This window comes from Streptosporangium pseudovulgare (assembly GCF_014648055.1).
Lineage (GTDB): Bacteria > Actinomycetota > Actinomycetes > Streptosporangiales > Streptosporangiaceae > Streptosporangium > Streptosporangium pseudovulgare.
Genome location: NZ_BMQJ01000017.1, coordinates 159,083 through 185,102, shown reverse-complemented (window position 1 = coordinate 185,102; position 26,020 = coordinate 159,083). Strand labels below are relative to the sequence as shown.

The 26,020-nt window shown below is 71.7% G+C and carries 24 protein-coding genes and 2 tRNA genes; 9 read left to right on the top strand and 17 right to left on the bottom strand.

Annotated elements, in window-relative coordinates; genetic code table 11:
• Positions 1-562 precede the first annotated feature (562 nt).
• A complete protein-coding gene (locus IEZ10_RS29730) occupies positions 563-967 on the top strand; it encodes a hypothetical protein (protein ID WP_189249818.1) in 405 nt (134 codons plus the stop codon).
• Positions 968-1,006: 39 nt separating this feature from the next.
• Here the strand turns inward: IEZ10_RS29730 and IEZ10_RS29725 are convergent, their stop codons facing one another.
• The 8 genes from IEZ10_RS29725 to IEZ10_RS29690 form a co-directional block, all read right to left on the bottom strand.
• Positions 1,007-1,435: a PH domain-containing protein gene (locus tag IEZ10_RS29725; RefSeq protein WP_229811773.1), complete on the bottom strand. Its 429-nt coding sequence runs from the start codon at positions 1,433-1,435 to the stop codon at positions 1,007-1,009.
• 17 nt (positions 1,436-1,452) lie between these two features.
• Complete coding sequence (locus IEZ10_RS29720) at positions 1,453-2,220, bottom strand: group II truncated hemoglobin (protein WP_189249817.1); 768 nt, start codon at positions 2,218-2,220, stop codon at positions 1,453-1,455.
• A gap of 121 nt (positions 2,221-2,341) precedes the next feature.
• Positions 2,342-2,415, bottom strand: a tRNA-Met gene (locus IEZ10_RS29715).
• Between the two features lie 144 nt (positions 2,416-2,559).
• Positions 2,560-2,636 (bottom strand) — tRNA-Met (locus IEZ10_RS29710).
• A 72-nt stretch (positions 2,637-2,708) separates the two neighbouring features.
• The gene (locus tag IEZ10_RS29705) at positions 2,709-5,636 is read right to left on the bottom strand and encodes a UPF0182 family membrane protein (RefSeq protein ID WP_189249816.1); all 2,928 of its coding nucleotides are present in this window, start codon (positions 5,634-5,636) and stop codon (positions 2,709-2,711) included.
• A gap of 383 nt (positions 5,637-6,019) precedes the next feature.
• Positions 6,020-7,063, bottom strand: coding sequence for a YlbL family protein (locus IEZ10_RS29700; RefSeq protein ID WP_189249815.1), 1,044 nt, complete (start codon positions 7,061-7,063; stop codon positions 6,020-6,022).
• An 85-nt stretch (positions 7,064-7,148) separates the two neighbouring features.
• Positions 7,149-7,574 carry a molybdenum cofactor biosynthesis protein MoaE gene (locus IEZ10_RS29695; protein WP_189249814.1) on the bottom strand — a complete coding sequence of 142 codons (426 nt, stop codon included), beginning with the start codon at positions 7,572-7,574 and terminating at the stop codon, positions 7,149-7,151.
• 140 nt (positions 7,575-7,714) lie between these two features.
• Positions 7,715-8,788, bottom strand: a complete 1,074-nt coding sequence (locus IEZ10_RS29690; protein WP_189249813.1) for an NAD-dependent epimerase/dehydratase family protein — start codon at positions 8,786-8,788, stop codon at positions 7,715-7,717.
• Between the two features lie 79 nt (positions 8,789-8,867).
• On the opposite strand from IEZ10_RS29690, the gene IEZ10_RS29685 reads away from it, so the two are divergent.
• The 3 genes from IEZ10_RS29685 (at position 8,868) to IEZ10_RS29675 (ending at position 11,992) form a co-directional block, all read left to right on the top strand.
• Entirely contained in the window at positions 8,868-10,226 is a 1,359-nt protein-coding gene (locus IEZ10_RS29685; RefSeq protein WP_229811772.1) for a zinc-dependent metalloprotease, read from the top strand.
• Between the two features lie 143 nt (positions 10,227-10,369).
• The gene (locus IEZ10_RS29680; protein ID WP_179826401.1) at positions 10,370-10,909 is read left to right on the top strand and encodes an NUDIX hydrolase; all 540 of its coding nucleotides are present in this window, start codon (positions 10,370-10,372) and stop codon (positions 10,907-10,909) included.
• Between the two features lie 78 nt (positions 10,910-10,987).
• The gene (locus IEZ10_RS29675) at positions 10,988-11,992 is read left to right on the top strand and encodes an endonuclease/exonuclease/phosphatase family protein (protein WP_229811771.1); all 1,005 of its coding nucleotides are present in this window, start codon (positions 10,988-10,990) and stop codon (positions 11,990-11,992) included.
• Positions 11,993-12,022: 30 nt separating this feature from the next.
• Here IEZ10_RS29675 and IEZ10_RS29670 read toward each other — a convergent pair whose 3' ends face one another.
• The 3 genes from IEZ10_RS29670 to IEZ10_RS29660 all read right to left on the bottom strand — a co-directional run bounded on the left by IEZ10_RS29670 (position 12,023) and on the right by IEZ10_RS29660 (position 14,208).
• Positions 12,023-12,769: a hypothetical protein gene (locus IEZ10_RS29670; RefSeq protein WP_189249812.1), complete on the bottom strand. Its 747-nt coding sequence runs from the start codon at positions 12,767-12,769 to the stop codon at positions 12,023-12,025.
• On the bottom strand, positions 12,766-13,281 hold the full coding sequence (locus tag IEZ10_RS29665; protein ID WP_189249811.1) for a M48 metallopeptidase family protein: 516 nt from the start codon (positions 13,279-13,281) through the stop codon (positions 12,766-12,768). The genes IEZ10_RS29670 and IEZ10_RS29665 overlap by 4 nt, the downstream gene beginning before the upstream one ends.
• Before the next feature lie 141 nt (positions 13,282-13,422).
• Positions 13,423-14,208 (bottom strand): enoyl-CoA hydratase/isomerase family protein, encoded by a 786-nt coding sequence (locus tag IEZ10_RS29660; protein ID WP_179825252.1) that lies wholly within the window; start codon positions 14,206-14,208, stop codon positions 13,423-13,425.
• Between the two features lie 437 nt (positions 14,209-14,645).
• Between IEZ10_RS29660 and IEZ10_RS29655 the strand changes: the two genes are divergently transcribed.
• Both IEZ10_RS29655 and IEZ10_RS29650 read left to right on the top strand, forming a co-directional pair.
• Positions 14,646-15,746, top strand: a complete 1,101-nt coding sequence (locus tag IEZ10_RS29655; RefSeq protein WP_189249810.1) for a ThiF family adenylyltransferase — start codon at positions 14,646-14,648, stop codon at positions 15,744-15,746.
• Positions 15,747-15,809: 63 nt separating this feature from the next.
• The gene (locus IEZ10_RS29650) at positions 15,810-17,144 is read left to right on the top strand and encodes an ABC1 kinase family protein (RefSeq protein ID WP_189249809.1); all 1,335 of its coding nucleotides are present in this window, start codon (positions 15,810-15,812) and stop codon (positions 17,142-17,144) included.
• A gap of 426 nt (positions 17,145-17,570) precedes the next feature.
• Here the strand turns inward: IEZ10_RS29650 and IEZ10_RS29645 are convergent, their stop codons facing one another.
• From IEZ10_RS29645 to IEZ10_RS29625, 5 genes are all read right to left on the bottom strand, one after another.
• Complete coding sequence (locus IEZ10_RS29645; protein WP_189249808.1) at positions 17,571-17,765, bottom strand: hypothetical protein; 195 nt, start codon at positions 17,763-17,765, stop codon at positions 17,571-17,573.
• Between the two features lie 96 nt (positions 17,766-17,861).
• Positions 17,862-18,131: a WhiB family transcriptional regulator gene (locus IEZ10_RS29640; protein ID WP_179826406.1), complete on the bottom strand. Its 270-nt coding sequence runs from the start codon at positions 18,129-18,131 to the stop codon at positions 17,862-17,864.
• Between the two features lie 128 nt (positions 18,132-18,259).
• The gene (locus IEZ10_RS29635; RefSeq protein ID WP_189249807.1) at positions 18,260-18,595 is read right to left on the bottom strand and encodes a hypothetical protein; all 336 of its coding nucleotides are present in this window, start codon (positions 18,593-18,595) and stop codon (positions 18,260-18,262) included.
• Positions 18,596-18,710: 115 nt separating this feature from the next.
• Positions 18,711-19,577 (bottom strand): acyl-CoA thioesterase, encoded by an 867-nt coding sequence (locus IEZ10_RS29630; protein ID WP_189249806.1) that lies wholly within the window; start codon positions 19,575-19,577, stop codon positions 18,711-18,713.
• Positions 19,574-21,691 carry an ATP-dependent DNA helicase UvrD2 gene (locus tag IEZ10_RS29625; protein ID WP_308426321.1) on the bottom strand — a complete coding sequence of 706 codons (2,118 nt, stop codon included), beginning with the start codon at positions 21,689-21,691 and terminating at the stop codon, positions 19,574-19,576. Before IEZ10_RS29625 ends, IEZ10_RS29630 begins: the two co-directional genes overlap by 4 nt.
• Positions 21,692-21,879: 188 nt before the next feature.
• Here IEZ10_RS29625 and IEZ10_RS29620 point away from each other — a divergent pair, with 188 nt between their 5' ends.
• Positions 21,880-22,899, top strand: coding sequence for an alpha/beta hydrolase (locus IEZ10_RS29620; RefSeq protein ID WP_229811769.1), 1,020 nt, complete (start codon positions 21,880-21,882; stop codon positions 22,897-22,899).
• 184 nt (positions 22,900-23,083) lie between these two features.
• Positions 23,084-23,338: a mycoredoxin gene (locus IEZ10_RS29615; RefSeq protein WP_189249805.1), complete on the top strand. Its 255-nt coding sequence runs from the start codon at positions 23,084-23,086 to the stop codon at positions 23,336-23,338.
• 105 nt (positions 23,339-23,443) lie between these two features.
• Here IEZ10_RS29615 and nudC read toward each other — a convergent pair whose 3' ends face one another.
• Positions 23,444-24,421 (bottom strand): NAD(+) diphosphatase, encoded by a 978-nt coding sequence (nudC, locus tag IEZ10_RS29610; RefSeq protein ID WP_189249832.1) that lies wholly within the window; start codon positions 24,419-24,421, stop codon positions 23,444-23,446.
• A gap of 216 nt (positions 24,422-24,637) precedes the next feature.
• On the opposite strand from nudC, the gene IEZ10_RS29605 reads away from it, so the two are divergent.
• Positions 24,638-25,933 (top strand): ATP-grasp domain-containing protein, encoded by a 1,296-nt coding sequence (locus IEZ10_RS29605; RefSeq protein ID WP_189249804.1) that lies wholly within the window; start codon positions 24,638-24,640, stop codon positions 25,931-25,933.
• The last annotated feature ends 87 nt before the right edge of the window (positions 25,934-26,020 follow it).

Here is a 26,020-nt window from a genome sequence, read left to right as displayed (position 1 = left end):
CCGAGGCGGGTGGGACGGGGTTGTGCATCATGCACTGGCTTTTAACACACTGTTGAGTTCTCAAGAAACGGACGCGTTCACCGTCGGTCCGGATCGTCGATCCGCCCTCCGGGGCATTCGTTTCGCGTCTCAATCTTAGCAGTTCCGCCTGGTTTGTGTCAAACTGTCGCTTTCGCGTCAGCCGACCCGCACCCGCCGGATCCACAGCGGATCTCGACCGCCCCGCTTCCAGGGCAACCCCTCTAACTTACTCCAACATCCGGTTTGTGTCCAATCGTGCGGACACAGCCGAAAAGTCGGTTTCAGTGTGAGGGAGGTGCCGGGCATCTCGCTCACCCGGGACCTTGCGGCTCCTGGGGGCTCGTTGCCCTGCAGGAAGAACATTAGCAGGCCCCAGAGGCAACAAAGACAACTTGCCAACCATCCCCGGGGGTCATGCGTCCCAAACGTGAGCGGCAGGACGCGGGCAGGCGCAAGCGGGCGTCAAGCCGTCCGCAATCGCCGCTCGATATGACATAGGGACGAGGGTCAGGATCCTGACTCCACCATGGAGGTGAGCAGCATGGCCCGTTCGGAGTTCGACGACATCCGCGCGCACATCGACGCGGAGGCCGATCACCCCGAGGACCTCCTCATGGTCGCCAGATCCCTGTTGAGCGACCTTGAGGAGATGCGAATGCGTGAGGCGTTGCTCCGGTCCCACTACCTGCGTCTGCTGACCGCGGCCCGGGCGACGGTGGCCGCCGAGGCGGCCGGCCACCCGCAGCCGCTCACGTTCCTCCGCGACGAGCTCGCCAAGAGGGGTCAGCTTCCCGCCACCGACGAGGAGGTGACTCAGATCCTGGCCGACGCGCACACGGCGGCCGTGCTGCTGACGGAGCTGGAGAAGTCCGCGCCGGAGAGGGCCGGGAGCGGCGGGCCCCGTCTTCGCGCGTGCACGGGCGTGAGCCGTACCCTCCGCCGCTGACGCGCTCCCCGGCCGAGAGGGCCGGGCACCGCGGAGACCTCAGTGGCCGCTTCGCAGGGTGCACAGCCGGTCGGCGACCTCCTGGCAGGGCGCTCCCAGGTCGAACCGGCTCAGCAGGAAGATCCCGTCGCCGGTGTCGATCTCGAGGAACTCCGTACGCGAGGTGAAGCGGGTCCGTGTGTCCACCCGGATCCGCTCGACCGCGCTCCACGGCACCCGTTCGGAACCGGCGAACCCCCTCACCACGACGAGTCCGTGGCCGTCGGCGCTGAGCCGTACCGGGGCCAGGACGTCGCGCAGGGCGAGGCCCGCGGCCACCAGGGTCGCGACGCCCGCCAGGATCATGCCGCGCGGATCCCCGAGGCTCAGCACGGTGAGCAGCGCGAAGCCGAGGGCCGCGACGGTTTTCAGGACCGGGAGCTCCTTGCGTACCCGCCAGCGCAGGACCGGTCCGGACGTGTCATCCACACCGGCACGCTAGTCGCTCATCCCCGGGGCATGTACGGCGGCGCCACGCCCCACCCCCAGTGGGGAACCGGAGCCTTGGCGACCGGAGTGGCGCCCGGCTGGGAGTTGGCGAACGCCAGACGGGTCCCCCACTCGATGTAGCCGAGGAACGCCGCCCGGAACTCCGGGTCTTCGGGAAGGCCGACCTCGTCGGCGGCGTCCAGGAGGAGGTTCACCCAGCGGCGGCGCTGCCGCTCGGTGATGCCCCTGCCGATGTGCTGGGAGAGCATGTGGGCATACCCTCCGCGTTCCCGCGTGTAGCGGTCGGGGCCTCCGAAGACCTCGCCCAGCCAGATGGCGACGTACGTGGGATGCCGCGGGTCCATGCCGGCGAACAGCGGGCCGATGAGCTCGTCCTTCAGCACGTGCCCGTAGAAGACCTCGGTGAGCCGCTCGAACGCCTCGGCTCCGCCGGCCCAGTCGTACAGGGTCGGCACCGAGGCTCCCTGCCCGTGGACGCCGGTCGGCTCGTAGTGGCGCATCTCCTCGATGTCGGAGACGTATGGCCGGATCTCGGTGAAGAAGGCCGCGAAGTTCGGGCCGTTCCGGAACCCTTCGAGGTGGTCCTCGGCGGAGGTCCAGGTGATCCGGAGGATGTAGCGGCCGGCCTCCTCCGCGCAACGGGTGAGCTCGTAGTCGACACACTCGGGAGCGCTGCCGAGGGACGCCGCGGCACGCCGGTAGGCGGCCTCGAAGTCTGCCGACCGCTCCTCGGGGACGCGGTAACGGATGTATTCGACGATCAATGGCCTGCCCTTCCAGCGAAGATCCTTGATCGCATGTAATCATGTAAGCAACCGGCGCACAACAGGAGTGCGGAAACGCGAAAGGCCCGGATCTCAGTGAGATCCGGGCCCTTGCTTGTAGTAGCGGGGACAGGATTTGAACCTGCGACCTCTGGGTTATGAGCCCAGCGAGCTACCGAACTGCTCCACCCCGCGTCGGTGTGTTGCATCTGAAGATTACCCGCCATCCCGGGGACAAGGCAAATCAGCGGCACGGCACCCCTGGGCACGCGACGTCGGGGAGCGGATCCCGGGCAACGCGAAGGGCCCGGATCTCAGTGAGATCCGGGCCCTTGCTCGTGGTAGCGGGGACAGGATTTGAACCTGCGACCTCTGGGTTATGAGCCCAGCGAGCTACCGAACTGCTCCACCCCGCGTCGGTGTGTGTCTAAAGACTACCCGGCTTCGGCGGTGGACGCGAATCGATTAACCCGCGGGGCTCCTCCCGGCTAGGGACTCGGTGACGACGTGGGGGTCGGCGACGGTGTGGCCGACCCCGACGGCGTCGGCGTCGGCGTCGCCGTCGGTGCGGAGGTCGAGGTCGGTGCGGGGGTCGCCGTCGGCGCCGCGGCCGACTCCAGCTTCTTCAGCGCTTCCGAGAGCGCCTTCTGGGCCGCGCCGTACTCCGTCCAGTCGGGCGGGTTGGCGTTCAGGGCCTTCTGCGCCCTGTCGTACGCCTGCTGGGCCTCGCCGATCGCCTGGTTCAGCGCGGTGTTCGGCTGGGCCGGCGTGTTCGGCTTGTTCACCTCCTGCTGGGGCAGCTGGGTGCCGTCCCCGAAGACCTGCTTCAGCGCCGCGTCCAGCGTGTCGGCGAAGCCGACCCTGTCGCCGTAGGAGACCAGCACCCGGCGGAGGATCGGGTACGGCTCCTGCCCGGAGGAGGCGGCGGTCTCCACGTAGACCGGCTCGATGTAGACCAGGCCGCCGGCGAACGGCAGGGTCAGGAGGTTGCCGTAGCGGACCTTCGCCCCTCCGATGCCGAGGAGGTTGAGCTCGCCGGAGAACTTGTTCTGGAAGTTGTTCTGCACCTGTCCCGGGCCGGGGATGGTGGTGTTGGAGGGCATCCGCAGGATGCGGAGCTTGCCGTAGTCGGGCCCGGGGTTGGCGTCCACGGACATGAACGCCGCGAGGTTCGGGCCCTGGCGCGGCACGAACGTGGTGGTCAGGGAGAACGTCGGCTCGTCCGTGTTCGGCATCTTGACCGACAGGTAGTACGGCGGCTGCTTGACGTCACGCTCACCCGACGACGGGTCGTTGGGGACGTTCCAGAAGTCCTGGCCGCTGTAGAAGGCGTTCGGGTCCTTGATGTGGTAGCGGGACAGCACGTCGCGCTGGACCTTGAACAGCGCCTCGGGGTAGCGCAGGTGCTGCTGGAGACCGGTGGAGATCTCGCTCTTCGGCTTGACGATGCCGGGGAACGCCTTGCGCCAGGTCTGCAGGATCGGGTCCTTCTCGTCCCAGGCGTACAGCGTGACGGTGCCGTCGTAGGCGTCCACCGTGGCCTTGACCGAGTTGCGCATGTAGTTGATCTGGTCGCGCGGCTGCTGCACCACCAGGCGGGGGTCGGTGACGGTGTCCCGCGTCATCGACTCCAGGCTCCGGCTGTCGGAGTAGGGGTAGGCGTTGGACGTGGTGTACGCGTCGACGATCCAGACCACCCTGCCGTCGACGATGGCGGGGTAGGAGTTGTCGTCCAGGCTCAGGAACGGCGCGACCTTGGCGATGCGCTCCTGCGGGTTGCGCACATAGAGGATCTTGGACTTGTCGTTGACGTCACCCGACAGCAGCAGGTTCATCTCGCCGTACTTGGCGGCGTAGAGGACCCTGTTGATGAACGAGCCGACCGGGACGCCGCCCTTGCCGTCGTAGGTGGTGTTCTTCTGGCCGGTGCCGCTGCTCAGCGGGTAGTCGAGCTCCTGGTTGCGGTCGCCGCCCACGATGACGTACTCGGGCGCGGCCGGGGACTCGCCGAAGTAGACCCGCGCCTCCTTCAGGCCGGTCCGCTCGGCCAGGGGGCCGGTCACCGGCATGTCCTTGGCGTCAAAGGCCGGCAGGCCCTCGGCGTCGACCTTGTTGCCCGGCGCGGCCACGAAGCCGTAGCCGTGGGTGTAGACGAGGTGCCGGTTGATCCAGTTGTCCTGCTCGGCGGGCGGGCCGGTGAGCTCGCGCACCGCCACCACGGTGTCGCGCGGCTTGCCCGACTCGTCCGGGTAGCGGTCGACGTCGAGCGGGTCGTGGAAGTCGTAGAAGCCGCGGATGCGCTGCTTCTGCTGGTAGGTCTTGGACACCAGGTTGGGGTCGAGCAGGCGCACGCCGGAGATCGAACTGTCGGCGGTGACGTTGACCTTCGAGGCGTCACCCTGCGCGGCGTAGTCGATGACCTCCGTCTGATCGACGCCGTACGCCTTTCTGGTGGCCTCGATGTTGCGTCTGATGAACTCCTGTTCCTTGCCCTGCTGGTTGGGCTTGACCTGGAACTGCTCGACCAGGGCCGGGTAGACCATGCCGATCAGGATGGCGGACAGCACCAGCAGGCCGAAGGCGACGCCGGGCAGCATGGCCCCGGGACGGACCACCCCGGCGAAGAACAGCGCCGCGCAGATCAGGGCGATGATCGCCAGGATCGTCTTGGCGGGGTACACCGCGTTGACGTCGGTGTAGGAGGCGCCGTACACGAAGCCCCGGTCGGAGAAGACGAGTTCGTACCGGTCGGCCCAGTAGGCGACCGCCTTGAGCAGCACGAAGACGCCGAGCAGCACCGACAGGTGGACGCGGGCGGCGCGGGTGGCGTGCACGCCGGGCGACTGGAGCCGGAAGCCGCCGTAGAGGTAGTGCACGACGGCCGCCATGACGGCCGACAGCACCACGGCGGTGAACAGGAAGTTCAGCACCATCCGCAGGAACGGGAAGGTGAACATGAAGAACGACACGTCGTAGTGGAACAGCGCGTCGGTCTCGCCGAACGGGGTGGCGTTGACGAACTCCAGCCAGGTCTTCCACTGCCCGGCGAACGAGGACCCGGTGAACAGGGCCAGCACCGCGGCGCCGATGAGAAAGATCATCTTGCGGTGCGGGTCGAGGGCCATCCGGTAGCGGTCCGCGCCGCTGGCGCCGCCGAACATCCCGGGGCCGAACATCGGCCGCGTCCGGTAGGCGAGCAGCATGTTGCCGCCCACCAGCCCGACCATCAGGACGGCGCCCACGACGAACAGCACGATCTGGGTGACGATCACACCGGAGAAGATCGAGGTGTAGCCGACCGAGTCGTACCAGAGGTAGTCGGTGAAGACGCCGACGAACAGGAAGAACAAAGCGACGAGCACGACGATGGCGATCGCCGTGGGAATCAAGAGTCGTGGCCGGCGGGGCAAGCGCATCGCCCTACCGGCTCCGGGGGTCCGGAAGCTCAAGGCCAACCCCTTGTCGTGAGAGCACGGTCCGTGTTTGGAAACCTACACCGGCGGGGGTTCGGCCGTGCTCAGCCCTTGGGCACGGTCCGGCCACAACGCCCGCGGATCCCGGGTTCACCGATGCCAACGTGCGGGACCGCGGAACAGTGCCCGGAGAATCGGATGGAACCCGGAGAATTCGGACGGTCACCACGCGTCACCGCCGGTCGGCCCGTCTCACGCGGGCGCGGGACGCCGTTCGTCGCGCCTCGCACGGGTGCCGGGCAGGCGCCTCGTCCCCACCCGGCCGGTCCGTCCCACGCGTACGTCCGCGCGGCCGTCACCGCCCCATGCGTGCGCCGGTACGGCCGTCAGCCCGCCGGGCAGCTCTCCGTCGGGCCGCCGGTGCGGATCGCGTCGACCGCCTGCACGGCGCTGTGGAGCGTGTCCACCTTGACCAGCTTGAGCCCGTCGGGGACCGCCTTGACGGCCTCGGCGCAGTTGCCGGCCGGGGTGAGGAAGAACACCGCCCCGTCCTCGCGGGCGCCGACCATCTTCTGCTGGATGCCGCCGATGGGGCCGACCTGGCCGTCCGGGGTGATGGTGCCGGTGCCGGCGATGGCCTTGCCCCCGGTCATCTCGCCGGGGGTGAGCTTGTCCACGATGCCGAGGGAGAACATCATCCCGGCGCTCGGCCCGCCGACGTCACCGACGTTGATCTCCACCTTGAACGGGAACTTGTAGCCGATCTGCATGGTGACGCCCACGACGGGCGTGCCGTCCTGGGCGGCGACGGTGGGGGCGGCCACGGTGGTGCTCTGTCCGGCGCGGTTGACGGTGAAGTCGACCCGCTGGCCCGGCTTGTGCTTGCGGACGGCGGCGGCGACGCTCTCGCGGTCGGTCACCGTGACGCCGTCCACCGCGGTGATCTCGTCTCCGCGCTTGAACCTCCCGTCGGCCGGAAGGCCCTTCTGGACGGAGGCCACGGTCACGACCGAGGTGAAGGGGATCTTCAGCTCGGTCAGCGCCGCCGCGGTGGCATCGTCCTGGGAGCTGGTCATCTCCTCGGTGTTCTGCTGGTCGACCTGCTCGGCGGTGCTCGTCGGCGGGAAGATCGTCTCCTCCGGCACGACGGCGATGGTCGGGTCGAGCCAGCCTCGCAGCGCGCTGAGCAGGTCGATCCTGTTGCCGGGACCGCCCTGGTACGCCACGGTGACGAGCCTGAGGGCACCGGAGGTCGGGTAGGTCTGGCGGCCCTCGATGCTGATCACGGGCTTGCCCTTGACGTCTCCGATGGTGTTCTCGGTCGGTCCGGGGCTCAGCACCACGTACGGCACGGGCAGCAGGGCGCCGACGATTCCCAGCAGGAGTGTGAGGATGCCGGCCACCGTCAGTGTCAGCGCTCGTCGTGACATGACAGGAAGCCTATGCCGTATCACCGGTGGGATAACCGCGCACCCACCCGCCGGCCCGCCGCGGCGGCGCGGCCGGCGCCGGGCGTCAGTCGCAGGCCCCGACCCACTCGGTCGTGCCGTCGGTGAAGAGCTGGTGCTTCCAGATCGGCACGGTGCCCTTGAGGTCGTCGATCAGCCTGCGAGCGGCGGTGAAGGCCTCGCCGCGGTGGGGGCAGGCGACCGCCACGATGACCGCGATGTCCCCCAGCGCGAGGTCACCGGTCCGGTGCACCGCGGCCAGCGCGGTCACCGGGAAGTCCGCGGCGATCTTCTCGGCCACCCTGCGCAGCTCGGCCTCGGCGCTCGGATGGGCCGAGTAGGACAGCCGGGTGACCGGTCTGTCGTGGTCGTGGTCACGGACCGTGCCGACGAAGATCGCCGTGCCGCCGGCCGTGTGGTCGCCGACGGCGGAGAACACCTCGTCGAGGGACAGGGGGGTGTCGCGAATGTCCAGCAACCGGATGACGTCCACGCCGAAAGCCTACATCGCCGGGGCCCGGCGGCCCCGGCCCCGGAGCGATCGATCGGGTGCGGCGGATCTTCGTGATCCCCGGACTCCGGGTGATCCGCCGCCCCGGGGCGGCGATCCCTCGTACGGCGCGGGCCCCGGTCTCACGGGCGGCGCTTCTTGCGGGCCACGCGGACGATGGCGGCGGTGCCCAGGACCGCGACGGTCGCCCCGGCGGCGGTGAGGGTGGCCTCCTTGCCGGACAGGCGGCGGCCGACGACGGTGTGCCTGCCCTCGCGCAGCTCCAGCAGCTCGGTGAACGCGGCCTCGTTCGTCCACGCCGGCTTCCACCCGGCCTCGCGCAGCGACACGCAGTCGACGACCCAGGGGTAGACCACGTAGTGGAGGTCGGTGGCGGGCGCCGGGGTGACGCCCAGCCGGTGCAGGCGCTGGGCGGTGCCGAAGGTCAGTCCGGCGGGCAGCTCGAACCTGCGCAGCCCGGAGAGCTCCTCGACCTGCTCGTGCTCCAGCCAGCCGTCGCAGCCCACGGCCACCACCCCGGAGACCGTGCCGAGCGCGGCCAGCTCAAGGGCCGAGACCAGGTCGTCGACGTGGCAGAACTGCCAGCGGGGTTCGCAGCCCTTGACGCTGAGCAGCCGGGGCGACTCGAAGTGGCGGGTGACGACGCTGTCCACGCCGGGGCCCACCACGGCGGCGGGCCGTACCACGGTGACCTCCAGGCCGGGGTGGCTGCGCAGGGAGCGCCGGACCAGCGCCTCGATCTCCAGGTGGTCGCCGACCATGCCGGTGTCGGGCTCGGCGGCCACGGGGGCGTCCTCCGGCAGCGGGACGGGGTTGTCGGGTGTCGCGCCGTACACCATGGCGCTGGTGACGAGCACGACGCGGCGCACCCGGGCGGCCGCGCTGGCGGTGAGGACCGTCTGCGCGGCGCGCAGGTTGTAGGCCCGGCGCTCGGCGGGGTCGGCGTCGAGGGCGAAGTCTCCCGCCAGGTGGACGAGCACGTCGATGTCGGAGATCCGGTTCGCCAGAAGCGGATCCCTGACGTCGATGACCCGCCAGGTGACGCCGGGGACGTCACCGCGCTGCTCGTCGATGGCCACGACCCTGCGGAAATCCGCAGAAGAGGCGACCTTCGCGAGGAACGCGCGGCCGACTCCGGAGGCGGCGCCGGTGACGGCGACGACCGGGGACCGCGGGCGTTTCGAGGTAGGCACCATGTACTCGCTTTGCACTGACCCGCCGTGCGACGGATAACGTGGCGGATGTGGACTCCTCCATCCTGCACGAGGTAGAGCGGTGACTGACTTGCCAGGTCGGGAAAACGACCCCAACGAGAACCCGTTCGCCATGTTCGGCGACCCTGAGCAGATCGCGGCGGCCATGCGCCAGTTCGCGGACATGCTCTCCGCGCCGTCGGGTTCCGGCCCGGTCAACTGGGACATGGCGAAGAACATCGCACGTCACGTGGTCGTCGCCGAGGGCGATCCGAGCGTCATGGAGGGCGAGCGGCGCCAGATCGTCGACGCCCTCAACCTCGCCGACCTGTGGCTCAACGAGGTCACGGCGCTGCCCGGCGGTACGGGCAGCCCGCAGGCGTGGAGCCGGTCGGAGTGGATCGAGAAGACCGTCCCGGTCTGGCGGCAGCTCTGCGACCCGATCGCCGCGCGCATGGTGGAGACCATGAGCGGCACGCTCGGCGCCGCCGGCCTGCCTCCCGAGGCGCAGGCGATGGCCGGTCCGCTGATGGGCATGATGAAGCAGATGGGCGGCATGATGGTCGGCCAGCAGATCGGCCAGGCCATCGGCTCGCTCGCCCGCGAGGTGATCGGTTCCACCGACATCGGCCTGCCCCTGTCGGGCGACCCGGCGCTGCTGCCCGGCGGCGTCGCCGCGTTCAGCCAGGGCCTGGAGACGCCCGCCGAGGAGATCCGCCTGTACCTCGCGCTCCGCGAGGCGGCGCACCATCGGCTGTTCCAGCACGTCCCGTGGCTGCGCGCCCACCTGCTCGGTGCCGTGGAGGAGTACGCCCGGGGCATCACCGTCGACGTCTCCGCCCTGGAGGAGCAGCTCCGCGGCCTCGACATCAACAACCCCGAGCAGATCCAGCAGGCCCTGTCCGGCGGCAACCTCCTCAAGCCGGAGGAGACCGAGCGGCAGAAGGCCGCCCTGGCCCGGCTGGAGACCGTCCTGGCCCTGGTGGAGGGCTGGGTCGGCACCGTCGTCGACCGCGCCTCCGAGGGCAAGCTGCCCTCGGCCGCGGCCCTGGCCGAGACCGTACGGCGCCGCCGGGCGACCGGCGGCCCGGCCGAACAGACCTTCGCCACGCTCGTCGGGCTGGAGCTGCGGCCGCGCCGGCTGCGCGAGGCCGCGGCGCTGTGGCAGGCGCTGGAGGCCGCCCGCGGCGTCGACGGGCGCGACGCGGTCTGGGGCCACCCCGACCTGATGCCCACCGCCGACGACCTCGACAACCCCGGCGGCTTCGTCCACGGCGAGCCGGAGTTCGACCTGTCCGGCCTGGAGGCGTCCCTCAGGGAGGCCTCCGCCGGGGACGAGGGCCGCGCGGAGGGCCGGGAAGGCCGCGAGGGCGGCGGGAGCGACGAGGACGGCACGAACGGCGACGACCGGAAGGACGGCGGCGAGGGCGATCGCGCGTGAGCCGGCCGGGTGAGCGGGCCGGCGGGCTCGGCGAACCGGCCGGCGCGGTTGACGCGGCTGACGCGGCCGGCCCGGCGGTTCCGGTGGTTCCGGCGGCGCCGGTCGGCGCCGGAGATCCGGTCGGCGCGGGAGATCCCGGGAGCCTGCGGGCGGACGCGGCGGCCGTGCTGCGGGGCTGGACCGCCCCGACCGCGGAGGAGGAGCTCCTGCGCGAGGAGTTCCTGGAGCATCTGCGCGCCCACGAGGACGCGATGTGGCGTGAGTGCGTGCCGGGTCACCTGACGGCCACGACCGCGGTGCTGTCGCACGACGGCCTCCGGGTGCTGCTCACGCTGCACCCGAAGGCGGGGATGTGGCTGCCCATGGGAGGCCACTGTGAGCGCGGCGACGCGACGCTCGCGGCGGTGGCGCTACGGGAGGCGACCGAGGAGTCCGGCATCCCGGGCCTGCGGTTGCTTCCCGGCCCGCTCGCCCTCGACCGGCACCGGGTCTGGTGCCACCCGCCCCACAGCCACCACCTGGACGTGGAGTACGGCGCGGTCGCCCCGGCGGACGTCGAGGCGGTGATCAGCGAGGAGTCGCTCGACCTTCGCTGGTTCCCGATCGAGGAGATCCCCGAGTTGTCGGACGAGGCGACCCGGCGGCTGGCGCGCCGGGCCCGCGAGGTTCTCCGCGCCGGATAGCCGAGGTGTTTTATGCTCGCCTCATACCCCCCTGGCTATCGTCTTGGTCCATTGGCGTGACGGGCGAATCGGGGCAGTGTGAGCGCGAGAACGACGGCAGGCGGAGACGTGGGCGGCGCGATCGTGACGCCCACCCGCCGGCGTCGGCGCGTCCCCGAGGCCCTCGCCTGGGCGGCGGTCGTGCCGTTCACCGCCTGGGCCGTGGCCAGGGTGGCCGGGTTGGAGCGCGGGTCGCTGGCCACGCAGCTCATGACCGGTACGCCGTATGTCGCGGCCGGGTCGCTGGTTCCCCTTCTGCTGACGGCGCTGTCCCGCAGGCGCGCGGCCACCGCGGTGGCGCTGGCCGCCACCGCCGCGCTGGGTCTCAGCGTGCTGCCGCGCGCCGTCGGCTCGGCGCAGGCGGCCTCCGGTCCGGCGCTGCGGGTGCTGACCCTCAACATGCTCTTCGGCAAGGCCGACGCGGGGGCCGTGGTCGACCTGGTCCGGCGGCTGAGACCCGACGTGCTGAGCACCCAGGAGCTGACCCCCGGGCTGGTCGAGAAGCTGGACGCGGCCGGGCTGAAGGAGCTCATGCCGTACCGGGTCCTGGAGCCGGAGTGGAGCGCCCGGGGCAGCGGCCTGTACGCCCGGAACCCGATGACCCAGCTGGACGACCTGTTCCGCCCGGTCGGGCACAACATGCCGGCCGCGCTGGTCACCGTGCCGGGCGCCAAGCCCGTCGAGTTCGTCGACGTCCACCCCTACCCGCCGCTGGGCGCCCAGGTCCACGAGTGGGCGCAGGCCCTCGCGGGTCTTCCCCCGGCCGTCCCCGACAGGATCCGCGTCCTGGCCGGCGACTTCAACGCCAGCATCGACCACGCGGCCCTGCGCGGGCTGCTGGGCCGGGGCTACGCGGACGCGGCCGACCGGGCCGGCGCGGGGCTCATCCCCACCTGGCCGGCCAACAAGCGCGTCCCGCCGATCATCACCATCGACCACGTCATGGTGGACGAGCGGGTGGGTGTGAACGCGGTGAGCGTCCACACCGTCCCAGGCACCGACCACCGGGCCCTCTTCGCCGACCTGCGCCTGCCGTCGTCCTGACGGCGTCCTGACGGCGTTCCGGTCCGGCGCTCAGACCGACAGCAGTGCCCGCGTGTTGTCCCAGCCCTCCAGACCGGGATCCAGCCGCGCGACGTCGCCCGGGGTGCGCAGACGGTGCCAGCCGGGGCCGGTGGCGACCGTCCGGGGGCCGGGAGCCGAGGCGCGCAACGCCCGGACCGGGTCGGGATCGTCGAAGCCCACGCCGGCCCAGGCGGGATAGGGCAGGTGGGCGGCTATCGCCACGGCGCCGCCGCCCACGGCCGGGCAGACCGCGATCCGGGCACGGCCGAGCCGGCGGAAGAGCTTGCCGACCAGCAGGCCGGGCAGGTCCGGTGCGTCACCGCTCAGCAGCACCGCCTGCTCGCCGTACGGCGGGGCGCCGGCGGCGGACGACGGGGCGCCGGCGGCGGACGACGGGGCCCGCTCTCCGCGCGGCGAAGCCGCGGGGGCGGACGGCGGGGCCTCGGAAACGGACGACAGGGCCTCGAAGGCGGCGCGGACCAGGGCGGGGCCCGACAGGTCGGGGATCTCCACGACGGGTGTCCCCGGCCAGACGATCTCCTCCATGCCCGGAACGCTGGTGACCAGGACGGGCGAGACGAAGTCGAGCGCGGCGGCGAGCTCGTAGGTGTCCTCGGCCGCGGCCCGCAGGAACTCCCCGGCGTCCACCCCGGGCGGTGCCGCGTCCGCGATCGAGGGCGTGACGAGGACCGCCACCGTACGCCGCGGTGTCTCCGGCTCCCGGGGCGTCTCCTCCGGGGCCTCCTGCGACGTCACCACTCCTCCGTGGGGCTGTTGGCCGCCATGGAGAAACCCTCCAGGAACCCTCTGGCCCGTTCGGCCCTCGGGTAGTGCTCCACCAGCGCCCAGAACCGGGGGCCGTGGCTGGGCACGAGCAGGTGTACGAGCTCATGGATGATCACGTAGTCGACCACCCAGGACGGCATGCCGCGCAGCCGCGTGGAGATCCTGATGGTGCCGTTGTCGGGGGTGCACGAGCCCCAGCGGTGCTGCTGGTTGTCCACCCAGCGCACGCTCGACGGGGTGGCCCGGCCGTCGAGGTAGCGGACCGACAGGTCGCGGGCCCGTTCCATCAGGTCGTCGTCGGAGGGCCGCCGCCGCTGCTCCTTGGCCGCCAGCCGGTCGAGCATCCGCCGTACCCATTGCTCCTCGTCGTTGCTGCTCAATCCGGCGGGCAGCAGCACGATCGTTTTCTCGCCGTCACGGTACGCGGAAACCGTCCGTCGACGACGAGAACTTCGACGGACCTCGACTGTCTCGGGGGGCACATATGAACGGTAGCCGAGAAAGATGAATTAACACCAGAGGGCGAGTGACGTTCCTGCTGGTCAATCCGTGTTCGTTGATTGTTCGGCGATGCCGGGCGGTTATGGCGGAGCCTTATCGAATTAACCTGGATAACACCCGTCTCAGGAGTCGCCGAATCGCGCGGGCCGGCGTTCTCGCTGCGCCGCCAGGCCTTCGCGCATGTCATCGGAGACCATCGTGACCGGCTGGGCGAGGGATTCCCAGCGCAGCGCCGCGTCGAGGTCGGCGTGCCCGCCGCCCGCGAGCGCGACCTTGGTGAGCCTGGTGGCGGCGGGCGCGTTGGCGGCGGTCCTGCGGGCGATCTCGAACACCTCCCCCAGCAGGGACGTGCCGGGGAAGGCCCTGGTGACCAGCCCGGCCGCGGCCGCCTCGGCGCCCGTCATGGTCCGCCCGGTCAGCAGCAGCTCCCGGGCCACGCCCACGCCGGCGACCCGGGGGAGCAGGTAGGTCGCGGCCATCCCGGGGTGCAGGCCGAGCGAGGTGAAGGGGGCGAGCAGCTTGGCCTCCTCGGAGGCGTAGACCAGGTCGCAGGCCAGGGCGAGGCACAGTCCCGCCCCGACGGCGGCGCCGTTGACCGCGGCGATGGTCGGCACCTCCAGGTCGGCGATCGACAGCCAGGTCCGGTAGAAGTCCAGCATCCGGTCGCGCAGGCCGGTCACCCCCTCGGCCGCGCGTTCGGCGAGCCAGGACAGGTCTCCCCCCGAGCAGAAGGCGCTCCCCGCGCCGGTGACCACCACACACCGCACCTCACGGTCCCGCCGCAGGGCCGCGACGGCCCGGCGCCACTCCTCGGTCATCCCGTCGGTCATCGGGTTGCGCCGTTCGGGGCGGTTGAGGGTGAGGACCGCGACTCCGCCGTCGCGCCGGTCGATCAGGAGCTCGTTCATGCGGGGAGCGTAGTGCACGCCGTCCGGGCGCCGGGGGTGCCGGAAACCCTGTGGTGACCGGCGGAGACCGGGCGGAGGCGGGGGGTCGGCGGGCCGGAGGGGCGGCGGGTTTTCCACAGGTCGCCGATCACGGGACCGGTTGTCCACAGGCCGGGGGAAACGCGGACGGGATCTTCCTCTCGCGTGGCACGCTTCCGGCACGTCGTCGTGCGGCCGTGAGGACACGGTGACGTCCCTGCCGGTGCGGCGTCCGTGGGCGCGACGTCTTCCGGGCGCCCACCGCGTCCTCGGAAGGACACCGCGTCTTCGGAAGCACACCGCCGATACGGCGCCGCTCCACCGGGCGGCCCGAGGAGGCGCCGCGGCAGGGTGACCGTCCCTCGTGCCGGAAGGAGACCCCGTTGTCCCCGTCGAGATCACCGGAAGCGCCCATCCCGATGCGACCGCGGCTGAAGCCCGCGTTGCGCCGGGTCGCCCGTGACGAACGCACGCTGCAGTTCGGCCTGCATCCCCGGCACGCCGTGGTGCTGGCCGATCTGGAGCCGGAGGTCCGCCGCTGGTTGGAGGGCCTGGACGGTGTGCGTGACCTCCCCGGGGTGCTGGCGGACGCGGCCGACGCCGGGATCGGCGAGGAGGGGGGCCGGGCACTGCTCGGCATGCTGGCCGGCCGGGGCCTGGTGGACGACGCGGCGGCCGGCCCCGGCCCGCTGCGCGCGCTCCCGCTCGCCGAGCGGGACCGGCTCCAGCCGGACCTGGAGATGCTGTCCCTGTCCCCCGGCGTCACGGACGGCGGCGTGGGCGCGCTGACGCGCAGGCGCGAGGCCCTGGTGCGCGTCCACGGCGCCGGCCGGGTGGGCGCGCAGGTCGCCGCGCTGCTCGCCGCCTCGGGCGTCGGCAACGTCTGCGTCGTCGATCCCGGGCCGGTGCGGCCATGCGACGTCGTGCCCGGCGGGCTGACCTGGGCGCAGGTGGGGATGAGCAGGCAGGACGGCGCGGTCGCCGTGATCACGGCCCTGGCGCCGGGGGTGAACGCCTGGACCGGTGAGCGCGCGGCCCGGCTCGCCGACGGCGCCAGGCCGCCCGATCTGGTGGTGCTCGCCCCGGTGGGGCCGCTCGATGCCCTGCTGGTGCGGGATCTCCTCGACCGGCGGGTCCCCCACCTGCTGGTGACCGCCTTCGAGGGGTTCGGTTCGGTCGGTCCCATGGTGCTGCCTGGACGAAGCACCTGTCTGCAGTGCCTAGATTTGACGAGACGCGACCGTGACCCCGGCTGGCCGGTCGTCAGTGCCCGCCTGGGTGGCTTCCCCGCGGGCGAGATCGCCTGCGGCACCGTGCTGTCGGCACTGGTGGCGGCCACCGCGGCAGGTCAGGCGCTTGCCCTGCTCGACGACCGTGAGCCTATTGTGACCAACAGCACATTAGATGTATTGCCTGATTGGAGATGGAAGCGGCGATCCTGGAGTGTTCATCCTCAATGTCGTTGCTTCCGAAACGACTTTGGTTCCCCAACAATGGTCGCGTCGGCTACCTGCCGCTGATAGACACCACACCGAAGGGAGGGAGCGGCGTCTCGCTGTACGGGGACCGGCCGCGAAGCCAAGGTGAGTGACCTTCCGCGCCGCGCCGTCGCGCGCTCCGCCAAACTGGCGTCCCTTCCGATCGGTTTCGCCGGGCGCACCGCTCTCGGCCTGGGAAAACGGATCGGGGGCAAGTCCGCGGAGATCGTCTCCCAGGAGATCCAGCAACGCACCGCCGAGCAGATCTTCAAGGTCCTGGGAGAGCTCAAGGGCGGGGCGATGAAGCTGGGCCAGGCCCTGTCCATCTTCGAGGCCGCACTGCCCCAGGAGATCGCCGGGCCCTACCGCGCGACCCTGACCAGGCTCCAGGACGCCGCTCCGCCGCTTCCGGCGGCGACCGTGCACAAGGTCCTCATCGAGCAGCTCGGGAACGACTGGCGGGACAACTTCCTGTCGTTCGAGGACAGGCCGACCGCGGCCGCGTCGATCGGGCAGGTGCACAAGGCGGTCTGGCACGACGGCCGGACGGTCGCGGTCAAGATCCAGTATCCGGGCGCCGGCAAGGCGCTGCTCTCCGACTTCGCCCAGCTCGCCAGGCTGGGAAAGCTCTTCGGCGCGCTGCTGCCCGGGCTCGACGTCAAGAGCGTGCTCACCGAGCTGCGCGAGCGGGTCGCCGAGGAGCTGGACTACCTCAACGAGGCCCAGGCCCAGCACGCCTTCGCCCTGGAGTTCAGGGACGACCCCGACTTCGTGGTCCCCGACGTCATCGCCGCCAACGAGCAGGTGCTGGTCTCGGAGTGGGTGGACGGCACGCCCCTGTCGCGGATCATCACCGACGGCACCAAGGAGGAGCGTGACCGCGCCGGGCTCCTGCTGGTCCGGTTCCTGTTCTGCTCCCCCGCGCGGGTGGGCATGCTCCACGCCGACCCGCACCCGGGAAACTTCCGGATCACCGGCGACGGCCGGCTGTGCGCCCTCGACTTCGGCGCGGTCAACCGGCTGCCGCAGGGTTACCCGCCCGCCTTCGGGCAGCTCACCCGCATCTTCAACAGCGGCGACATGGACAGCGTGGTGCAGGGACTGCGGGACGAGGGTTTCATCCTCCCCCACATCGAGGTCGAGCCCGAGGCCCTGCGGGCGTTCCTCGCCCCCTACGTCGAGCCGACCACGGTCGAGGAGTTCACCTTCAGCCGCGAATGGCTTCAGGAGCAGGCCGCGACGGTCACCGACCTGCGGCCCGGCAACGTCACGCGCCAGCTGAACCTGCCGCCCTCCTACGTGCTCATCCACCGTGTCCACGCGGCCGGGATCGGCGTGCTCTGCCAGCTCGGCACCACCGCCCGTTTCCGTGACGAGGTGGTCCGCTGGGTTCCCGGTTTCGACGAGGACGACCCCTGGGAACAGGCCGCCGCGGGCTGATCCACCGTGAACGGGGGCAGGTCGCCGCGGGCTGGGAACGTCGCGGATCGGGACACCGGGGGCGGGAACACGAGGGCTGAGGCGGCACGGGGAGACACCGCCTACCGGGATGCCGCGGCGAGCCGCCGCGGGAGGGGGCGGGAGACGACGAAGGGGCCCGCCGTGGCGGGCCCCTCTGGCTCATCTCGTGCAGTGCGATCGCGTGGCCGTCCGGCCCCCGTGAGTACGGCCGCGTGACCAGTCCGGTCCCCGTATGTGCAGCCGCGTGACCCCCGGTTCCCGTGCGCCCGGCCGGGTGGTCGTCCGGTCCTCGCGGGCCGGCCGTCCTTCACGAAGCCCGGTGGCCTTCACGAAGCCCGGTGGCCTTCACGAAGCCGGGTGGCCGGCCGCCCGTCCGGTGGACGTCCGGCCATCCCGTCTCTTCGATCAGCCCAGGCGCAGCAGCGCCCGATGGAGACGCGAGGTGGCGCGCTCGGCGTCACGGCGCGCGCGCTGAAGGCGCAGGACGCCGGTGGCCAGGCGCTGCTCCTCGGCCTCACGGTGAAGGGTTCGTATTCGGTCCCTGACCAGTTCTTCTTGCATAGAGGAGACGGCCTGGCCCTGGGTGGTGAAGTAGGTCATCGGAAGTGGTCCTTTCGGAAGGTTCTGGGTTCTCGGTCGATCAGTTCTTGGTCTACCGGGGTTCGGTCTACCGGGGTTCGGTGTGCCGGGTCTCGGTCAGGCGGCGAGGGGGGTCTTGCGAGGACGCCCGCGCGGACGCTTCCTCGGAACGATGACCCCCCTCAGGATGAGCTCACCGCCCCACACGCCCCACGGCTCCTCGCGCTCGAGCGCGCGGGCCAGGCAGGCCTGCCGGATGGGGCAGCCTCCGCAGAGCGCCTTGGCGAACTCCACATCCTCAGGAGACTCGGCGAACCAGAGGTCCGGGTCGGTACGACAGGGGATTTCGGCTTCGTCGATCAGGTCCATGATCGTCTGGGCCCCCATCTTGTTCACCTCTCTGTATGGGTGTTGATCTTTGGTTACCTCTGGGTGGGGGTCAGGAATGACGCGGACAAACAAGAAGGCCGCGGATCCTGATTGCGGATCCGCGGCCTGGAGGCTCTTTACCCCGGTCAGGTGATGACCGGAGGTTTCCTCCAGGGATGCGGACCACGCAGTCCACCGATTCGGACGTGCTTGGTCGGGGCGTAGCTGCCGCCCGCGAGAGCCGGAGCGTCTGCGAGAGCCGGAGCGCCCGCGAAAGCCGGAGCGCCCGCGACGCCGGCCGCCACCTCAGCGGCGGCGGCAGCGACGAACAGACGACCGGCCTTGATCTGGGCAGACTTCTCCTGCCGACGCCGGGAGACCAGATCAGCCGCGAGGATGGCCCGGCCGCCACAAGGCAGGGCGGTGTCACCGCATGCGAAAGCGAGCCCGGTCTGGGGCAGCATCATCATGTTGATCTTCACAGCGGACTCACCTCCGTTAACGGATCGTCGGGCTATGACACCCGACTTGCTTGACCATGACCCTAAACCCGCCCCCGGGGGGCGGGCAACATATTTTCTACCTGCAGTTTCGTAACTAACTGACTCGGATCATGGCCTCCTGGACCACCGACACGGCCAGCTCCCCGGAACGGGTGAACATCTCGCCCCGGGCCAGCCCCCGCGCACCCCCGGACCACGGGGACTCCTGGGCGTACAGCATCCAGTCGTCGACGCGGAAGGGGCGGTGGAACCACATCGCGTGGTCGAGCGACGCGCCGGAGATGTTGGAGGCCCCCCAGGCCAGCCCGTGGGTCAGCAGGACCGTGTCCACGAGGGTGAAGTCGGAGGCGTAGGCGGCGAGCACGACGTGCAGCAGCGGGTCGTCGGGAAGCTCGGCGTCGTAGCGGAACCACACGTTCGTGTTCGAGCCGCGCAGCTCGGGGTCGCGGTGGGCCTCCCAGGTCAGGGGGGTGACGTAGCGCAGGTCCACCGGGCGCGGCCTGGCCAGCCAGTCCCGGTAGGGGGAGTCCTCCGCGACGAGCTGGCGCATCCGGTCCTGGAACGAGGGCAACTCCTCCGGTGCCGTCACCGGCGGCATGACGGCGGCCTGGTGCTCGACGCCGGACTCCATGATCTGGAAGGAGGCGGACAGCGTGAAGATCGCCTTGCCGTGCTGGATGGCCACGACCCGGCGGGTGGTGAAGGACCGGCCGTCGCGGACCCGCTCGACGTTGTAGACGATCGGGACCGCCGGGTCGCCCGGCCGGATGAAGTAGGCGTGCAGTGAGTGGACGTAGCGGTCCGCCGGGAGCGTCCGTCCCGCGGCCACCAGGGCCTGCGCGGCCACCTGGCCGCCGAACACCCGCTGGATGCGCTCTTCCGGGCTGCGGCCCCGGAAGATGTCGAGCTCGATCTGCTCCAGATCGAGCAGGTCCAGCAGCTCCTTGAGCGCCTCGTTCACAGGTCCTCCGTCTGGTTTCCGGCAGCGCGGCACAGGCGGAGCACCGCCTCGCCGTACCGGTCAAGTTTGACGCGTCCGATTCCCGGTATCGCCATCAGGTCCCGTTCGGACAGGGGTGCCCGTTCCGCGATGGCCTGCAGGGTGACGTCGGTGAAGACCACGTATGTCGGGACCTTGGCCTCCTTGGCGGCGTCCGCGCGCCAGGACCGCAGGGCCGCGAGGAGCCCCTCGTCGTAGTCGGCGGGGCAGGTGGCGCATCGGCCGAGCTTCTGCTCGGCCGCGGCCATCAGGGTCTTGGCGCAGACCCGGCAGCTCACCGGCGCGGCGACCGTACGGCGTTCACGACGTTCGCCGTGCTCCCCGCGCCCGCCGTCCCCGCCGCGCCCGCCGCGTCCGCCGCGTTCCGGTGACGGGCCGCGGGCGGCGGCCCGGCCCATGAGACCGTCGAGGAACCGGGACGGCCTGCGCGAGCGGCGTCCCCCGGGCGAGCGCGCCAGCGCCCACGACACGCACAGGTGGACGCGGGCCCGGGTGATGCCGACGTACAGCAGGCGGCGCTCCTCCTCGATCTGCTCGGGCGTCTCCGCGTAGACGATCGGCAGCATCCCGTCGGTGACGCCGGCCAGGAAGACCGCGTCCCACTCCAGGCCCTTGGCGGCGTGCAGCGAGGCGAGCGTCACCCCCTCGACCGCGGGCGCGTGCTGCTCGGCGGCCCGCCGCTCCAGCTCCGCCACGAAGGCCGGCAGGTCGGCGCCGCCCGTGGCGAGCTCCTCGGCGAGGTCGGCCAGCGCCTTCAGCGACTCCCACTTCTCCCGCGCCCTGCCCCCACCCGGGGGCTGGGCGGTGAGGCCGATCCCGGACAGGACGCCGTGGGCGGTGGAGACCAGGTCGTCACCGGCGGAGGCGGAGCGGGCCGCGCCGCGCAGCAGCACGACCGCCTGCCGTACCTCGGGGCGCTCGAAGAACCGGTCGGCGCCGCGCAGCAGGTAGGGGATGCCGGCCTCGGTGAACGCCTGCTCGTAGACCTCCGACTGGGCGTTGACGCGGAACAGCACGGCGATCTCGCGGCTCGGCACGCCGCTCCGGATGAGCCCGGCGGCGGCCCTGGCGACCCCCTGGGCCTCGGCGACCTCGTCGTCGTACTCGGTGAAGACGGGTTCGGGGCCGTCGGGGCGCTGGGCGACCAGGGTCATCTTGTGGGGGGTCCGGGCCCGGTCGAGCACCCGGTTGGCCAGCGAGACGACCTGGGGGGTGGAGCGGTAGTCGCGGACCAGCCTGATCAGGGCGGTGTCGGGGTGCTCCACCGGGAAGTTGGTGAGGTAGCGGGGGGTCGCGCCGGTGAACGAGTAGATCGTCTGGTTGGGGTCGCCCACCACGCACAGGTCGTCGCGCCCGCCGAGCCAGGTGTCGAGCAGCAGCTTCTGCAGGGGGTTGACGTCCTGATACTCGTCGACGACGAAGTAGCGGTACTGCCGGCGGATCTCGGCGGCCACCTCGCGGTGCTCGGTCATCACCGCGGCCGTGAGCTCCAGGATGGTCTCGAAGTCGACCAGGTGCCGCTCCCGGCGGAGCCGCTCGTAGGCGTCGTAGAGCCGGAAGACCTCCTCGGCCGGGATCGGCGGGGTGCGGCCCGCCTTGGCGGCGGCCTGGGCGTAGTCCTCGGGTCCGATCTGGGTGGCCTTGGCCCACTCGATCTCGGAGGCGACGTCGCGCAGTTCCGAGCGGTCGAGGTTCCTGCGGAGGGAGCGGCCGGCGTCGGCCAGCAGCGGCAGCTTCGACTCGATCACGCTGGGCGGGTCGCCGCCGATGACGCGCGGCCAGAAGTAGGTGAGCTGGCGCAGCGCGGCGGCGTGGAAGGTCCGGGCCTGCACGCCCGGCGTGCCCAGCCGCCGCAGGCGCTGCCGGAGCTCCCCGGCCGCGCGTGTGGTGAACGTCACCGCCAGCACGCTCTGCGCCTCGACCACCCCGCTGCGCACGGCGTACGCGATGCGATGGGTGATGGCCCTCGTCTTGCCGGTCCCGGCTCCCGCCAGCACGCAGACCGGCCCGCGCACGGCCTCGGCCACCGCGCGCTGCTCGGGGTCCAGGCCCGCCAGGACGTCATCGAGGTCCACGTCGAGCTCCACGAACGCCCCCACAGACTGTCGAACGGGTCGGACGAAAACATCTTCCCAGCCGGCACCCACGACCCGGTAAGCCCGAGTCCGTGCCGCGGCCAACCTATGTCGCCCCCCAAGATGCATAAACCACTGCCTTTCCTCCACAATGTGAGCGAAGTGGACTTCGGGGAAGGACGAGACTCGTGCGAGCAGCGGTGACGGTGAGTGCGCTGGCCCTGGCGGCGTTGGCGTCCGGGCCCGCGATGGCACACGCCTCCTCCATGTCCCCGGCCGTCCACGTGTCCGCGGCGTCGCCGGCCGCGCCCGCCGCGGCGGGGTCCGCGTCCGCCGCGGCGGCGAAGGGCGATCCGACCCCGACTCCGACCCCCACCCCGACCCCGACCTCCACCTCCTCGGCGCCGGCCACCGGCGACTCCGACCCGCTGACCAAGGGCACCGTCGTCGACACGATCGCGTACGGCCGGCACACCCTGCAGCGGATGGACGTCTGGTACCAGCCCGACGAGCTCAAGCGGCCGGGCGTCTTCCTGATCCACGGCGGCTGGTGGTCGAGCGGCGACAAGAAGCAGATGTCGGAGATCGCCCGGAGCTACGCCGAGCTGGGCTACACGGTCTTCAACCTCAACTACCGCCTCTCCGGCAACGCGGCCTGGCCCGCGCCCCGCACCGACACCTTCGACGCCATCGCCACCGCGCGCAAGCACGCGGCCCTGTGGTCCTTCGACCCGGACAACTACGTGGTGATCGGCTTCTCCGCCGGGGGCCACCTGGCCACCGCCGTCGGCACCTACGGCGAGCGGAGGCTGCCGGGGCTGCGCGGCGTGGTCGGCGTCTCCCCCGTGATCTCGCCGATCACGGCCTACAACGACGGCGCCGACACCACCGACGGCTACCGGCTCAAGCTGCGCGAGTCCGCCGTCCGCCTCGCCGGGGGCTGCGAGCCCGTCGAGTGCCCGAAGGTCTGGAACAGCATGGAGGTGCCGCTCCACGCGAGCCGCGGCGACGCCCCCACGCTGACGCTGCACTCGGAGGAGGAGTTCGTGCCGGTCCAGCACAGCCTCCGGCTCCAGGAGCGCCTGAAGCGTTTCGGGGTGCCGATGACGGTGCTGACCCAGCCGGGCGCCGACCACAGCGCGCCGATGTACCGGCAGCCCGGGGTGGCCGAGACGGTGCAGGAGTGGGTCGCGGCCCGGCTCCACTGACGGCCCCGGCCGCCTCCCGGGAACCGGGCGGGCAAGCCCCGGGAACCGGGCGGGCGGGCCCCGGGGACCGGGCGGGCGGGCTCCGGGAACCAGGCAGGCAGGCTCCGGAAAACGGGCGGGAAGATGAACGGCCTTCGCTTTGTTGCCATGAGCGCCGAACATCACTTGAGGGGATGATCAAGACATGGCGCTCACCGTTTACACGACCACCTGGTGCGGTCCCTGCCGGCGGCTGAAGACCCAGCTCACCCGCGAGGGCATCGCCTACCGGGAGGTCGACATCGAGCGGAACCCCGAGGCCGCGGAGTTCGTCATGAGCGTCAACAACGGCAACCAGACCGTGCCGACCGTCGTCTTCGAGGACGGCACCGCGGTGACCAACCCCTCGGTGATCGAGGTCAAGGCCCGGCTGCAGGCCGCGGCCGTCGCCGGCGAGTAGCCGCCGCACCGGCGGGGACACGGCGGTCCCGGCGGGAGGCGGATCCTCCCCCTGCCGGGATCACCGCTCCCCGGACGGCGGAACCCGGCGGGACGGCGGCGCGGATCACCAGTCTCCGGACAGCGGCTCGCCGTACCAGGTCTCGATCAGCCTCCGGGCGATCGACAGCCCGGACGGCAGCCGCACCTCGCCGCTCTCCAGCGCGGCCAGCAGCTCCGCGCGGCCGAACCAGCGCGCCTCGGCGATCTCCTCCTGGTCGAGGACCAGTTCGGTGGAGGTCGCCCGCGCGAAGAAGCCCATCATCAGGCTGCGCGGGAACGGCCACGGCTGGCTGCCGAGGTAGCGGGCGCCGGTGACCCTCACGCCGACCTCCTCGGCCACCTCGCGGGCCACCGCGTGCTCCAGCGACTCGCCCGGCTCCACGAACCCGGCCAGCACCGACATCCGGCCCTCGGGCCACTGCGGACCCCTGGCCAGCAGGCAGCGGTCCTGTTCGTCGTGGACCAGCATGATCACCGCGGGATCGACCCGGGGGAAGTGCTGGCCGCCGTCGCGGGGGCAGACGCGGACGTGCCCGCCCGACCGCACCTCCGTACGGCTGCCGCAGCGCGGGCAGAACTCGTGGGTGGAGTGCCATGCCTCCAGCGCGACCGCGTAGACCAGCAGCCCGGCGTCCAGGTCCCCGAGCAGCGAGCCGACCTGGCGGAGCCCCGCGGCGACGACCTGCCCGTCCGGGACGGCGGAGGCGGCGACCGGGGAGACGAGCCGCCCGTGCGAGGCGCCCAGGGCCGGCTCCGGGAGCGGCGCGGAGACCGCGAAGTAGGCGACGCCCCCGGCGTCCACGCCGAGGAGGTAGCGCTCGCCCGCGGGCGCGTCCGCCGGAGCCGAGAAGACCAGCGAGAACTCCTCGCCGGACCGCCTGACCAGGGCGTTGCCGTCGTCGACGACCACGACCCGGGTGACGGGATCGGCCCACGTCTTCTCCAGCCACGCGGCGTCGCCCCGCAGCGCCGCCGAGCGGTCGACGGCGCTGCGCGCGAGGAGCAGCGGCCCCAGTAGTCCGTCCTGTGCTGTGATATCCACGATCTCCACGCCGTTCGCCTCCCGAACCGACTGGTCATCCTACGCCGCGCCCCCGGATTCCCCCCGCCTCGGCTCCCGGACCGGCCGAGGGGACTGGCATCCTCATCTCAGGCCGGACATGTACCGTGTTTACGCCGAGACGCCAGCGCGATGATCTCCATCCGGTTAGGATGCAACTAGTTAGGTTAGCCTTACCTGATACTCGGGGGCCCTGCATTGCGCCTGTACCTCACCGCGCTCAAGCCGACCGACTCGGTCACGGACGGGTTCCTCCCCGCGGCACGCGCGCTGGCCTGCGACGTCACGATCCTGACCGACCGCCCCGAGCAGTACGCGGCCTCCGGGGCCGAGGTGCTGCGGTGCGACGTCCGCGACGCCCGCTCGGTGATCGACCTCATCGCCCACCACCGCGCGCCCGACGCGATCTTCTCCAACTCCGACCACATCCAGGCGGAGACCGCCCTCGCCGCCGCGTACTTCGGCCTGCCCGGCAAGGACTGGCGGGCCTGCCTCGCCGCCAAGAACAAGGCGCTCACCCGGCGGCGGCTGGCCGAGGCCGGGATCGAGACCGTCCGATCGGTACGGCTGGCACCGGACGACCCCGTCCCTCCCGACCCGCCGTTCCCCGCGGTCGTCAAGCCGCGCGAGGGCGTGGCCAGCGAGGACGTCGTGCTGGTGGCCGACGCGGGCGAGCTCGCCGCGGCCGTGCGGGCGATCCGCGACCGGCGGCCGGGCGAGGCGCTGGTGGTGGAGGAGTACCTCGACGGGCCGCTGCACACGCTGGAGACCCTCGGCGACGGCACGGACCTGCGGGTGCTCGGCGGCTTCCGCACCACGCTGGGTCCGCCGCCGCACTTCGTGGAGGAGCGGCTCGACTGGGCGGACCCGCCCGGAAGGGAGCACGTGCTGCGGGCCCTCGCCGCACTGGGCGTGGGCTTCGGGGCCTGCCACACCGAGTACGTGATGACCCCGGCCGGGCCGCGGATCATCGAGGTCAACTACCGGGTGATCGGCGACCACTGCGACTTCCTCCTCGCGGACCTGCTGGGCGTCCCGCTGTTCGAGCGGATCCTCGCCGTCCACCTGGGCGGACGGGCCGGGGCCGGACCGGGGACCCCCGCGGGGACGACCCCGGCCGGTCACGCGGGGACGGAGGAGGCCGGACGGGGTCCGGGATCGGGAACCCCCACGGACGGCGACGGTCCCGCGGGCCTCATAGGCCTCATGAGCCTCGCGGGCCCTCCCGGCCGGCCCGCCGGGCACGGGACCGTACTGAGCCTGGTGGCCGGCCGCCCGGGGACCGTGACGGCGGCCCCCGGCGTGGTGGACCCCGCCCCCGGTGACCGGGTGCGGCTCTGGCACCGGCCGCTGCGCGCCGTCGGCGACCGGATCGAGCCGTCCAACACCAACCGCGACTACCTGGGCATCGTCCGCGCCATCGGCCCCGACCGGGCGAGCGTGGACGACGCCCTCGCGGCCTTCACCGCCACCGGACGGTGGGAGGTCGCATGAGCCACGCGAACGGCGGGCGCGGCACGGACGGCAGGCGCCCCGCGAACGGCGGGCGTCGTGTGAGCGGCGGGCGCCCCGTGAGCGGTG

Coding starts and splice junctions, on each gene's coding strand:
- IEZ10_RS29730 (WP_189249818.1), top strand. CDS start 563: ATGGCCCGTTCGGAGTTCGACGACATCCGCGCGCACATCGACGCGGAG.
- IEZ10_RS29705 (WP_189249816.1), bottom strand. CDS start 5,636: ATGCGCTTGCCCCGCCGGCCACGACTCTTGATTCCCACGGCGATCGCC.
- IEZ10_RS29700 (WP_189249815.1), bottom strand. CDS start 7,063: ATGTCACGACGAGCGCTGACACTGACGGTGGCCGGCATCCTCACACTC.
- IEZ10_RS29690 (WP_189249813.1), bottom strand. CDS start 8,788: ATGGTGCCTACCTCGAAACGCCCGCGGTCCCCGGTCGTCGCCGTCACC.
- IEZ10_RS29660 (WP_179825252.1), bottom strand. CDS start 14,208: ATGAACGAGCTCCTGATCGACCGGCGCGACGGCGGAGTCGCGGTCCTC.
- IEZ10_RS29655 (WP_189249810.1), top strand. CDS start 14,646: ATGCGACCGCGGCTGAAGCCCGCGTTGCGCCGGGTCGCCCGTGACGAA.
- IEZ10_RS29645 (WP_189249808.1), bottom strand. CDS start 17,765: ATGACCTACTTCACCACCCAGGGCCAGGCCGTCTCCTCTATGCAAGAA.
- IEZ10_RS29640 (WP_179826406.1), bottom strand. CDS start 18,131: ATGGGGGCCCAGACGATCATGGACCTGATCGACGAAGCCGAAATCCCC.
- IEZ10_RS29615 (WP_189249805.1), top strand. CDS start 23,084: ATGGCGCTCACCGTTTACACGACCACCTGGTGCGGTCCCTGCCGGCGG.